Origin of the sequence: Candidatus Poriferisodalis sp. (assembly GCF_965221945.1) — a bacterium.
In the GTDB taxonomy this organism is placed as follows: Bacteria; Actinomycetota; Acidimicrobiia; order Acidimicrobiales; family Poriferisodalaceae; genus Poriferisodalis.
The window spans coordinates 3,391,323-3,403,602 of the sequence record NZ_OZ244925.1; the positions used below are offsets into that span (position 1 = coordinate 3,391,323).

Consider the following 12,280-nt stretch of genomic DNA (forward strand, 5'->3'; position numbering starts at 1 on the left):
CGCGGACACCTCACCTCGCCGTGAGCGCGTCCGCTGGCTCATCGGCGCCCGCTGAGACAGATCAGACAACCGGATCCGAGGCCGCCGCGACCCGGCGGGCCCCAGCCTCCCGGGTCACGGCTCGCACGGTCCTGCGCGCCGCAGCAGTACCGCTGGCATCAGTCGTGCTCGGGCTCGTGCTGGGCGCGATGCTCATCAAAGTGCAGGGCCATTCGGTTCTCAGTGCCTACGGGGCACTGGTTCTCGGCGGGCTGGGTGACGCCGATGCGGTGCTGCGCACTCTGCAGAAGGCCACACCGCTCATCTTCGGCGGCTTGGCGGTCGCATTCGCCTTCAAGGCGGGCCTGTTCAACATCGGCGGGCAGGGCCAGCTCCTGGTCGGCGCTGCATTCGCGGCAGGTGTCGGTTTTGGCATCGACGGGCTGCCGCTGGTGATTCACCTGCCCCTAGCGCTGCTCGTCGGCGGCGCTGCGGGAGCGGCGTGGGGTGCGATCGCGGGCGTGCTGAAGGCCACCTCGGGAGCACACGAGGTGATCGTCACGATCATGCTCAACTTCGTCGCCGGCAATCTCACGGATTGGCTGGCGGCGAATCCTTGGCAGGACACGTCGGGTTCGAATATCATTGCCCGCACCCCGCTCGTGGAGGACTCGGCCGTCATCCCCACCTGGGGCTGGCTGCCTGCGGGGTTCTTGCTGGCCGTGGCCGCCGCGGTGGTGTGCTGGTTCTTGCTGGAGCGCACGACGTACGGCTTCGAGGTGCGCAGCGTCGGGGCCAACCGTCACGCTGCCCGGTACGCAGGCATCTCGGTGGGGTGGATCATCGCGTCGGTCATGGCGGTGTCGGGGCTGTTGGCCGGCCTCGGCGGCGCTGTCGAGTCGCTGGGTGTGGACGGGCGGTTCGAAGCGGGCGTGAACGTGGGCCTCGGCTTCGAGGGCATCACCATCGCACTGCTGGCGCGGACACATCCGGTGGCCGTGATCCCCGCGGGCCTGCTCGTAGGGGTGATGGAAGCCGGTGCAGCCAAGATGCAGTTCGAGTCGGGTGTTGCACCCGAGATCATTGATGTCATTCAGGCGCTGATCCTGCTGTTCGTCGCTGCGCCGATGATTGTGCGCTGGCTGCTGCGGTTGCGCGACGCGGATGACCGCCGTCTCACCCTGGGCGCAGGTTGGGGCCGATGACGGTGATCGAGGCGTCGTCGGGGGCCGCTGTGCAGCGGCACTGGAGTCCGGCGCGCATCTGGACTGTGGCGGGAGCAGTTGCGGTCGTCGTATGCGTGTGGGGCTTCTACGCCTGGAACGGTCCGCAGACCACTGCTGTGCTGTCGGGGACCGTGCGTGCAGCCACGCTGCTGGTGCTCGGAGCGATGTGCGGGATGCTCGGCGAGCGCTCAGGAATCGTCAACATCGGGATCGAGGGGCAGTTCTTGATGTCGGCGTTCGCGGCGTTCACGGTGGCGTCGGTCGTCGGATCGCTCGCTGCGGGCGTGGTGGCCGGCGTGGCCACCGGGCTCGCGATGGGCTGGATGCTGGCCGCGATGTCGATCGGGCTGCGCACCGACCAGATCATCGCCGGCACGGTGCTGAACATCGCCGCGCTCGGCCTCACGTCGTTCTTCTACGACCGCGGGCGCTCGCTCGGCCAGCTCAAGTACCAGGCGATCGAACTCGGGCCGCTGGCCGACCTGCCGGTCGTCGGCAGGGCGCTGTTCAACCGCCCGCCGCTCACCTACGTCGCGCTCGTGCTGGTTGTCGTGCTGCACGTGCTGCTGCTGCGGTCGGTGTGGGGGATGCGCACCACTGCCATCGGCGAGCACCCCGGCGCGGCTGCCACGGTCGGTGTCGACGTGATCCGGCTGCGGTATCTGAACGTGACCCTGGCGGGAGGGCTGGCCGGTCTCGGCGGCGCATACCTTGCCCTCGAGGCCGTCGGCACGTTCAGCCGTGCGATGTCGGGCGGCCGCGGTTTCCTGGCGCTTGCCGTGATGATCTTCGGCCGCCGCACGCCGCTCGGCGCCTATGCCGCGGCCCTGTTCTTCGGCTTTACCACGGCATTGCAGAACCAGTTCCAGCTGAACGACACCTTCGATATTCCGGCGCAGTTCGTGGGGATGCTGCCGTTTGTGGTGACGATCATCGTGGTGGCCGCCGCAGGCCTGTTCGGGCACATGCGCGACCCCGCCGCGCTCGGTCAGCCCTACGAGGTTCGGTGATGGCTGCATCTCCGGCAAACGGCGCGCAGCCTGGGTTTGATGCGGCTGCTGCGCAGCGCCCCCCCGAGGTGCTGCTGGCAGGGCGGGGGATCACCAAGCGATTCGGCGCCGTGGTGGCAAACGACGACGTGTCGGTCGAGCTGCGACCGGGCCGCATCCTGGCGCTGCTGGGCGAGAACGGCGCCGGCAAGAGCACCCTCGTGAACGTGCTGTTCGGCCTGCACCGGCCCGATGCGGGCGAGGTGGTGATTGCCGACGAGACGGTGGAGCTGTCGAGTCCGCACGACGCCATCGCCCGGGGTGTCGGCATGGTGCACCAGCACTTCCAGCTTGTGCCCCCGATGAGCGTCGTGCGCAACATCGTGCTCGGCGCTGAGCCACACCGGTTCGGGATGATCGATCTGGCCCAGGCCCGGCGACGCGTCTTGGAGCTGGCGGAGCGCTTCGGCCTGCACGTCGACCCAGACGCCCCAGTCGAGGACCTGCCGGTGGGTGCGCAGCAACGGGTCGAGATTCTCAAGGCGCTGTACCGCGACGCCCGCGTGCTGATCGCCGACGAGCCCACGGCCGTGCTCACCCCGCAGGAGACCGACCACCTGCTCGGCGTGCTGCGCGGCTTGACCGACCAGGGGGTCGGCATCGTGTTCATCACCCACAAGCTGCGCGAGGTCATGGCTGCAGCCGACGACATCGTCGTGCTGCGCGAGGGCAAGGTGGTGGGCACGACCACGCCGGCGGAGACCAGCGAGGCAGCGCTGGCCGAGTTGATGGTCGGTCGGGCTGTGGACCTGAGCGGCGACCGCATCGAGTCGGGTGTCGTCGCGGTCGCAGGCCCGATCGCGACGGCCGCTGCAACACCAGAATCCGAGCCTGCCGGGACGCAGTCGCCCGCTGTTGAGCCCTCTGACGACGCACGACCGGTCGTGCTCGACATCCGCAGCCTCTGCGCCGACGACGACCGCGGCCAGCGCGCCGTCGACGAGTTGTCGCTCACGGTGCGTGCTGGTGAGATCGTCGGCGTGGCCGGCGTGGAGGGCAACGGCCAACGGGAATTGGTGGAGGCCATCACTGGCCTGCGCCACGCGACTGCCGGCGACGTGTCGATCAGCGACCGGGATGCCTCAGGAGCGCGGCCGCGCCAGGTCACGGTCATCGGCGTGGGTCACATTCCCGAGGACCGGGCCAAGCACGGTCTCATCGGCTCCTACTCGGTGGCCGACAACTCAGTGCTGAACCGCTACTTCAGGCGTCCGTTCTCGGCGGGCGGCATGCTGCACCGCGACCGCATTGATGCACATGCCCAAGATGTCGTCGCGACCTTCGATGTGCGCACCCCGAGTGTGGACACGCCTGCGGACAGCCTCTCGGGCGGCAACAAGCAGAAGCTCATCGTGGGCCGCGAGTTCTCTGACGACATCGATCTGTTGATCGCCGCTCAGCCCACCCGCGGCATCGACATCGGCGCCATCGAGTTCATCTGGCGCCGTATCCGCGAGCGCCGCGACGAGGGCACGGCGGTGCTGCTGGTGTCAGCCGAGCTCGACGAGGTGATGGCCCTCAGCGACCGGATTGCCGTCATGTACGAGGGCCGCATTGTGGCCACCGTCGACCCCCGCACCACCACCCGCGAGGAGATCGGCCTGCTCATGGCCGGCGCCACCCCAGCGGTCGCTGCAACCGGCAGCTAGATGACGCGGTCGCTGCCGCCGTCTTGGGGGATCTGGGCGCCGGTGGTGTGGGCGAAGGCGGGACCGCACATCTGGGCAATGAGCGCGCCGACATCGGCTGAGGCCAGCTCGCGGCCCAGCAGGTTGCGTCGCCGGTACTGCTCCGACGTCAACCCGTAGGCGGCAGCTCGCTCGGCGATGAGCTCATCGGACCACAGTCCCGTATCGAACACGCCGTCGGGATGCACGACGTTGACAGTGATGCCGTCGGCAGCCCACTCGAGTGCCGCGACTCGGGCGAGCTGGGTGAGCGCAGCCTTGGATGCCGAGTAAGCCGCGGCTCCCTTGCCCGGCGCGGGCACGTTCTTCGAGCCGACGATCACGACACGGCCGCCAGCGGGCGAGTGCCGCAGAACGCGGTGTGCCGCTGCGAGCGTGTTCGCCGTCCCGCTCACGTTGATGTCGAAGGTCTGCTGCCAGGCAGTTCCCAGCCCCGCATCGTCGGCGAGGCTGCCCAGCGGTGCCGAAGGGCCGAAGATGCCGGCTGCTGCCACGACGATGTCGATGCCCCCGAAACGCTCCACGGCGCCTGTCACCGCTGCCGCGACAGCGCCAGGATCGGTGACGTCGGTGACGGCGTGATGTCGCGCCGTCCCGGTGTGTTGATCCGGTGCTTCGGCCAGGTCGATGCCGACCACCGCAGCGCCGCCGGCCGCGAGTGCGTCCGCTGCAGCGCGCCCGATGCCCGACGCAGCGCCCGTCACCAGCGCCATTTGGCCCGCCAACCCCGCCGGCGTTCCGGAGCGAGCCAGCTTGGCCTGCTCGAGCTCCCAGTACTCGACATCGAACAGGTCGGCTTCGCTGAGCGCCACGTAGCCACCCAGTGCTTCGGCGGCACAGATCACATCGATGGTGTGCAGGTAGATGTCGGCAGCAATGTCGCAGTCGCCGGCTCGCCGGCCCGCCGTCCACAGCCCGAGCCGAGGGTCCAGTACCACCCGCGGCGCAGGGTCCAGCATCGTGAGTGTCGTGTGTGCGCCGGGTTGGTCATGCCGTGCATGGTTGCGGTCGAAGTACTCGCGATAGTCGGCTGCGAACGAGCCGACGTCGCGGCCCACCATCGGGAACTGCTTGGTGCGGATGATGTGATCGGGCGTCGCCGGTCCCCGGCGCGCCACCGATGCCACGTCGTCTCGGGCGCAGAACGCCGCGGCTCGTTCGTCGTGCACGGCGCGCAGCAGCATCGGCGTGCCGGCCGCAGCTGAGATCGCTGCTCGCAGCTCCGCTACCGCCTCGACCGTGTCAGGGCTGATGCCACGCGCCCTGCTGGCACCCGTCTCGCCCGCATCGCTGCCGCCGAACGAAGGCGCCCCGGCATCGGCGAGGCACTGCTCGGCCTCGCTGATGAGGGCGATCATCGAGTCGTAGGCAGCGCGCACCGTTGCACCGAAAGTGAAGATCCCGTGGTTCGCCAGGACCATGGCCTCGGTGCCGTCGTGCGCCTGCGCGGCCCATTCGACGGCGCAGCGACGGGCAAGGTCGAACCCCGGCATGACATATGGCACCACGACGATCCGGTCGCCCCAGAGATCGCGCACTCGGGCATCGCCGTCGCCAGTGTTGGTAAGCGCCAGAACGGCGTCGGCGTGACTGTGCAGGACCGCTCGCTGTGGCAGCAGCGCGTGCAGGATGGCTTCCACAGACGGGTTCGGTGCGCTGGCATCGAGCAAGTGGATGCGCAGCTGGTTCACCATCTCGGTATCGCTCAGCTGCTCCAGCTCCGCCAGTCGCTGCACAGGCTTGAGTCGCAACGGCGCGAAGCCGGGCGGTTCGATGGTGCCGAGGTCCCAGCCGCTGCCCTTCACCCACAGCGTCGGCACCGGTTCACCCCAGGCGTCGCGGCTCGTGCCCTTGATCGACGTGTTGCCGCCGCCATGGAGCACCAGTGCCGGGTCGGCACCGACCAAGCGTGACCCGAAAGTGATTTCGCCGAGATCGCCCAATGCGGCCCAGCGCTCTGCTTCGGAAGCGTCCCAACGGTTCTGCATCAATCGGCCCTCCGTCGGGGACCCCGGGTCGCTGCCAGGGCTGCGGCGATGGAGGGGCCATACGGCGGTCGCAGGACTCCGGCATCGGTGATGATCGCCGTGATGAGGCGGGCCGGCGTCACATCGAACGCCGGATTGACCGCCCCCGCGCCCGCAGGCGTGAGCCGGCGCCCGCCGACGCTGTGCACCTCGTCGGGATCCCGCTGCTCGATGGCGATGCGCTCGCCTGACGGCACCTCCGGGTCGATCGTCGTGGTCGGGGCGGCGATGTAGAACCCGATGCCCGCGTCGGCGGCGGCGAGCGCATGGACGAACGTGCCGACCTTGTTGGCGGTGTCGCCATTCGCAGCGATGCGATCCGCTCCCACCATCACCGCATCCACTTCGCCAGCGGCGATCAGCGACGCCATCGCGCTGTCCGCCACCACCGACACGTCGATGCCAGCGTCGGTCAGTTCCCACGCCGTCAGTCGTGCACCCTGCAACAGCGGCCGTGTCTCTGACGCCAGTACCCGAACCGGCTCGCCAGCTGCGGCCTTGGCGTACACGGTGGCCAGCGCAGTGCCAATTCCAGCGGTGGCCAGCCGGCCTGCGTTGCAATGCGTCGCGATGTTGGTCGCGTCAGCGAGGACCTGACGCCCGAGGCGTCCGATCTCTGCACACGCCTCGGCGTCCTCGGCTCCGACGGCCTGCGCTTCGGCAAGCAATCGCTCTCGCAAGGTTGCTGTGTCTGTCGCGGCGGGGGTGCCGAGCGCTGTGTCGATCGTACGGTCGACCGCCCAGCGCAGGTTGACCGCCGTCGGACGGGCATCGCCGATCTGAGTGCGCAGACGCTCGAGTACCGATCGAGCCTCGTCGAGCGAGCGAGGCGCCGCTTCGTTGAATCCGACGACGACGGCGAGAGCGCCGAACGCACCGAGTGCGGGCGCGCCCCGGATTGCGAGCCGCTCCATGGCATCCATCGCGGTCGCCGTGTCTCGCACATCGATCAGGGCCAGCTCGGCGGGCAGTCGCGTCTGGTCGATGATCTCGATGCTGTCGCCGGTCCAGCGCAGCGTTGGCGTCGGCGATGGGATTGTCCCACCGACATCGGATCCAGTCATGTCGCGGACCAGTCTCGCGGGAGAAATCCGGCGGACGCACCCGACACCCGCCGGTAGCGTCCGCGCCGTGCATCGACTGGTGGCCCTGTCGCTGGGCGGAGGCGATCGCTTCGTGACCGAATTGCAGCGCGCCTGGGACGCCGGCGACGCCGTATTGCCGGTTGACCAGCGCTTGCCAGCGGCAGCACAGCAGTCGCTCGTCGAGCGCATGGGAGCCAGCATCGTCGTAGATGCCGCCGGTCGTCACCGCCGCCGCGGCGGCTGGGCCGTCGAGCCCGGCGACGCGCTCGTAGTGGTCACCAGCGGAAGCACCGGCGAACCAAAGGGCGCGGTCCTCACCCACGCAGCCATCGAAGCAAACGCGATGGCCACAAGCTCCGCGCTCGAGGTGGATCCCACCACCGACCGCTGGCTGGCATGCCTGCCGCTCGCGCACGTTGGCGGGCTGTCCGTTGTGGTTCGCGCACTGCTGACCGACACCCCCTGCGAAGTCCACGACGGCTTCGACGCTGCAGCAGTCGCCGACGCCGCCCGGCGGGGAGCAACGCTGACGTCACTCGTGCCGACAGCGCTGCGACGCACCGAAGCGTCAGCCTTCCGAGCCATCTTGCTCGGCGGTTCGGCCATGCCCGCCGAGCGACCCCAGAACACCGTCGCCACCTACGGCTTGACCGAGACGTTCAGCGGCGTGGTCTACGAGGGCTGGCCTCTACGCGGCGTCGAGCTGCGCGCCGTCGGCGACGAGGTCCAACTGCGATGCCCGATGCTGCTGCGCTGCTACCGCGACGGCACCGATCCCCGCACCGACGACGGCTGGTTCAGCACCGGCGACGCCGGAGCCGTCGCTGACGACGGTCGCCTCTCAGTCTTCGGCAGAGTCGACGACATGATCACCAGCGGTGCGCAGAAGGTCTGGCCAGTCGCAGTAGAGCAAGTCCTGGCGGAATTGCCCGGCATCACCGAGGTAGCGGTAGTTGGCCGCCCCGATCCCGAGTGGGGTCACGCGGTGACCGCGGTAGTTGTCCCGACCGACCCCACCCAGCCCCCCGACCTGGAAGAACTCCGAGACGCAATAAAGGCCCACCTCCCCGCCTACTGCGCCCCCCAGAACCTCGAACTCGTCACCGATCTGCCGCAAACACCGTTGGGCAAGACCCAACGCTGGCGCATCTGAGCGAATCCGGTTCAGCCTTCGTCGCTGTGCAAGATCTGCATAAGGCGCAGATCAACGACTGGCGGCACCGCCAAGCGGTCGCTGTTCTCGGCTGCGGGCTTCACTCCTGAGTTGCACGAGGCCGCACGCCACGGCCCGATGTCGAACTCGTCGACCTCGAACGCCTCTACGATGGCGCAACTCGCGGACCGCCGATACTGAAGCTATGTAAACTGGCGGCTGATGACGAATGGCCTGTCAGTTTGCCCAATCACATTGTATTTCAACCCCATAATGTAAGTCCGCGTAGGCGCATCGGCGCCGCGGTGGTTGCGGCTTGCCTGGTCGGCGCGCTTTCCCTGACGGTTCTCGCCGAAGCCGCTTCGGCGCAGGCGTCCGGGGCGGTGGTGCCTCCACAGTCGCACGGGTCGTGCGCAGGTCAGGTTCCGATCGTGGTCGGTTCTGATGCGGCTGCGCAGTCGGACATCTACGCCGCCGCGATGCTCGCCGGGGTGATCGGAAGCGACTGCATCGTGCTTGCGGGGCCGCGCGACCAGGCCATGCCTGCGGAGCAGCAGGCGCGCCTGCAAGCCGCGGACGCGGGCGGATTCGTCGTCGGCGGTGTCACAGCGGTGCCGGCCGCGAAGATCGAGGGACGCTCGATGACACGCCTGTTCGGACCCGATCGGTGGGCCACCGCTCGCCGCGTGGGTCAGCACGCCGCGGGTAGTACGCCGGATGCGTCAGCTACTCCAGACGTTCCTCCCAAGATTGACGGTGTTGCGGTGCCGCCTCAATCGCAGGGGTCGTGCGCGGGTCAGGTTCCGATCGTGGTCGGTTCTGATGCGGCTGCGCAGTCGGACATCTACGCCGCTGCAATGCTTGCCGGGGTGATCGGGAGCGACTGCATCGTCCTCGCAGGTCGGCGCGGTGTGTCCATGTCGGTGGGTCAGCGGGCCCGGCTGCAAGCTGCAGATTCGGGCGGATTCGTCGTCGGCGGTGTCACAGCGGTGCCGGCCGCGAAGATCGCTGGGCGTACGATGACACGCCTGTCCGGAGCCGACCGGTGGGCCACCGCTCGACTGGTGGGCCGACGAGCCGCAGGCGACGCCACCGCGGGCACGCCCACGACAGGCAGCACCCAAACTTGGGAACAAGTCGCATCCTCGGTGGTGCTGGTGCAGTGCCTTGACAGTTCGGGCAGGCCCACTAGTTTCGGCTCGGGGTTCGCCGTCGGGGATGGGCGTCTCGTCGTCACGAATCACCACGTCGTGTTCGACGGCCGAGGACGACCGTGTTCCGGTATTCGGGCTTTGGTGCGTGGCACGTTCGAGCAGGCACCGGTGCAGTCGGTCACGATGACGGTCAAGCGCGCCGTAGAGACTCGAGATCTGGCCCTGCTGTCGTTGGATCCGAGTGAAGATTCGCTGCCACCGGTGGCCATCGCGACGTCACCGCTGCAGGCGGGCGAGCGCATCACTGCGTTGGGCTATCCGGGCATTGGCGGTGAGACCATGACGCTGACGACGGGGCGCTACTCGGGGATCACGACGCGTGACGGTGTGAGGTGGATCAAGACTGACACCCAGATTGCGCCTGGCAACAGCGGCGGACCGGCATTCAACGAGCAGCGGCAGCTCGTGGGAGTCGCGACGGCGCTGGTGCTCGCGCAAGCCGGCGGCGGCACGGGAGTCATCGGCAGCCTTGGCCTGCTGGCGCCGGCTGCCGATGTCGCTGCCCTGCTCGCCGGCGACATGCTCGACGACAGCGCCGACGATGAACAGCAGGAAGCGATTGCGGCTCTGTTTGCTCAAGCGGCTGCTCAACGCGCCGAGATCGTTTCCGATCTCACCGAGAAGATCAACGCGGGCACATACGGCATCAATCGCCGCAATGTTCTGCGCGGCCCCGGGGGCTTCCGGATCGACTTGAGCCACTGCCCTGACGGCTGGTCCGACACTACGGGCATCACCGACTCCCAGGTCCGTATCGGTCACACCACCGCTCAGTCGGGCAACCTTGCCGCTTACGGCAACATCGCCTATGGCTGGGAGAACTACTTCAACTGGATCAACGAGAACGACCCGATCATGGTCGGCGGCTCCGCGCGTGACCTGACGCTGATCATCAAGGATGACGCCTACGTCGCTGCTCAGACGATCGGGTTCGTGGATGTCCTGATCGAGGCGGAGAACGTGTTCTCGATCCTGACGCTGGGCTCGCCGAACACCTTGGCGGTGTACGACAAGATCAACGAGGAGTGCATCCCGCACCCGTTCGTGATGACCGGCCACCCGGCCTGGGGCGACCCCGTAGTCCATCCGTGGACCAGCATCATGCAGATGTCGTACTCGACCGAGGCGATCCTGTGGGGAGCCTGGATCGAGCAGAACCTGACCAGTGAGCTGCCTGCACGCGTCGCCGCGGTCGTGATGGACAATGACTTTGGTCTGGCATACGAGACGGCGTTCGCAGCGTGGGCGGACGCGCACCCCGAGGCCGTGTCGAGCTTCACTGCGGTTCGCCATCACCCCGACGCGCCGTCGCTCGCGAGAGAAATGCGAGACGTCGCGAATGCCGATCCTGATGTGTTCATTTCGATGACGGCGGGCAACCCGTGCTTGCTGGCCATTCGAGCAGCCGGCCAGAGCGGCCTGATCGACGACATCCGGGCCAAAGGCGGCGCGCTGTTCACGCCGTCGGTGTGCAAGGGCATCCAGGCCTACATGAAGCCGGCTGGCGACTTCGCCAACGACTGGTGGATCGTCGGTGGCGGCATCAAGGACTCCACCGACCCGACGTACACCGATGAGCCTTTCATCGCCTTCATCAACGACAACTTGGAAGCCGGCGGTTTGGACCCGGAGGTGTCGCTGTACGCAACCGGCTACACCTACGGCTACCCCTACGGTGAGGCGCTGCGCATCGCCGCAGACCTGCCTGGCGGTCTGACCCGCACCAACCTCATCTTGGCGGTGCGGTCGATCGACATCTACCACCCGATGATCCTCGACGGCATCAACACCCAGCTCAACGGCAACGCCGACGCGTACTTCGTCGAGGGTTCGGACTTCAGCCAGTTCGACGCCGCCGAGCGGACCTGGAACCAGGTCGGCGATGCTGTGGACGTCAACGGGCAGACGCCAAATTGTGTCTGGATCTCCAGCAGTCTGCAAGGCATCGATTCTCGTTGCGGAACCCCCACACGCGAGCGCCTGAGGACCATCGCAGTACGCGGACCTGCCGACGTTGAGGACACGTTTTCAGCATGGGCCAACGCGCATCGCGCGGACCGGGACGGCCCGCAATACCGGCTCAAGCCCGGCTATTGGCGAATCACCGCCGATTCACTCTGCATCGATTGGGACGACGCAGCTGAGGTGTGGCGTCAAGGCTCGAGACTGGGGGAAGGCTGGATCGATGTCAGCGGAGCAAGCGTCCAAGTCAGCCAGTCCACTGCAGTTCGAGTTGAGCACGGCGATTGGGTCGAAGTCACGACCTGGAGCGGTGGGAATCGCGGCGCGACCAAGTGCCAGCTCGACTGGGTCACCGACCTGGACTGACCCGATGCGCTTGGCAGCGCACGGCATACCGTCGTCTCACGGCGTCTTCTTGACGGCAATCGCCGTGCCGTTACGCTGGCAGTCATGGTCGGCCCCGGCGGCGCAGACGTCACTGCTGGCGACGATGCGGGCAGCCCAGGCGACGACGACCAGCCGCCGAATGCCCTGTGGCGCTATGTCCCCGCGCTGCGCACCGAGGACGACGAGTGGAGGCTGCGGCTGGTGCTGCACGACTTCGGGCAGGTGTGGGAGGACACGACGGTCGAGCAGCGTCGTGCGCTCGTGTGCCGGGCACCGGACAGCGTCGACGAGCGGTGGGATGCATTCCTGGCTGCCTATGTGGAGCATCGTTGCATCGAGGACGGCATCGAGCCGCCGGCGTGGACGCTGCAGCGCGAGCGGCATCTGAGGGCGTTCTGGTACGCAGGCGGCTGCCATGACTACGACCGAGTCCGCACGATCGTGACCACACCGATCACTTTCGAAGCTCACGGCATCTGGATCCCGCGCGAAGAGCTCACGGTTGTATAG

The 12,280-nt window shown here is 67.8% G+C and carries 8 protein-coding genes; 6 read left to right on the forward strand and 2 right to left on the reverse strand.

Features of this window, described 5'->3' with window-relative positions; all coding sequences use genetic code 11:
• Nucleotides 1-20: 20 nt before the first annotated feature.
• From ACOQPH_RS16010 to ACOQPH_RS16020, 3 genes are read left to right on the forward strand one after another with little or no spacing between them, the layout of a single operon-like run.
• Nucleotides 21-1,184 carry an ABC transporter permease gene (locus ACOQPH_RS16010; protein WP_419551441.1) on the forward strand — a complete coding sequence of 388 codons (1,164 nt, stop codon included), beginning with the start codon at nt 21-23 and terminating at the stop codon, nt 1,182-1,184.
• Nucleotides 1,181-2,215: an ABC transporter permease gene (locus ACOQPH_RS16015; protein ID WP_419551442.1), complete on the forward strand. Its 1,035-nt coding sequence runs from the start codon at nt 1,181-1,183 to the stop codon at nt 2,213-2,215. The genes ACOQPH_RS16010 and ACOQPH_RS16015 overlap by 4 nt, the downstream gene beginning before the upstream one ends.
• The gene (locus tag ACOQPH_RS16020) at nt 2,215-3,903 is read left to right on the forward strand and encodes an ABC transporter ATP-binding protein (protein WP_420622320.1); all 1,689 of its coding nucleotides are present in this window, start codon (nt 2,215-2,217) and stop codon (nt 3,901-3,903) included. The genes ACOQPH_RS16015 and ACOQPH_RS16020 overlap by 1 nt, the downstream gene beginning before the upstream one ends.
• Here ACOQPH_RS16020 and ACOQPH_RS16025 read toward each other — a convergent pair.
• Together ACOQPH_RS16025 and mtnA are read right to left on the reverse strand one after the other, a co-directional pair.
• A complete protein-coding gene (locus ACOQPH_RS16025; protein WP_420622321.1) occupies nt 3,900-5,930 on the reverse strand; it encodes a bifunctional aldolase/short-chain dehydrogenase in 2,031 nt (676 codons plus the stop codon). The genes ACOQPH_RS16020 and ACOQPH_RS16025 overlap by 4 nt on opposite strands.
• Nucleotides 5,930-7,033, reverse strand: a complete 1,104-nt coding sequence (mtnA, locus tag ACOQPH_RS16030) for an S-methyl-5-thioribose-1-phosphate isomerase (RefSeq protein WP_420622322.1) — start codon at nt 7,031-7,033, stop codon at nt 5,930-5,932. Before mtnA ends, ACOQPH_RS16025 begins: the two co-directional genes overlap by 1 nt.
• A gap of 67 nt (nt 7,034-7,100) precedes the next feature.
• On the opposite strand from mtnA, the gene ACOQPH_RS16035 reads away from it, so the two are divergent.
• The 3 genes from ACOQPH_RS16035 (at nt 7,101) to ACOQPH_RS16045 (ending at nt 12,280) form a co-directional block, all read left to right on the forward strand.
• On the forward strand, nt 7,101-8,207 hold the full coding sequence (locus ACOQPH_RS16035; protein WP_420622323.1) for a class I adenylate-forming enzyme family protein: 1,107 nt from the start codon (nt 7,101-7,103) through the stop codon (nt 8,205-8,207).
• A 431-nt stretch (nt 8,208-8,638) separates the two neighbouring features.
• On the forward strand, nt 8,639-11,749 hold the full coding sequence (locus ACOQPH_RS16040) for a trypsin-like peptidase domain-containing protein (RefSeq protein WP_420622324.1): 3,111 nt from the start codon (nt 8,639-8,641) through the stop codon (nt 11,747-11,749).
• 84 nt (nt 11,750-11,833) lie between these two features.
• Nucleotides 11,834-12,280 (forward strand): hypothetical protein, encoded by a 447-nt coding sequence (locus ACOQPH_RS16045; RefSeq protein ID WP_420622325.1) that lies wholly within the window; start codon nt 11,834-11,836, stop codon nt 12,278-12,280.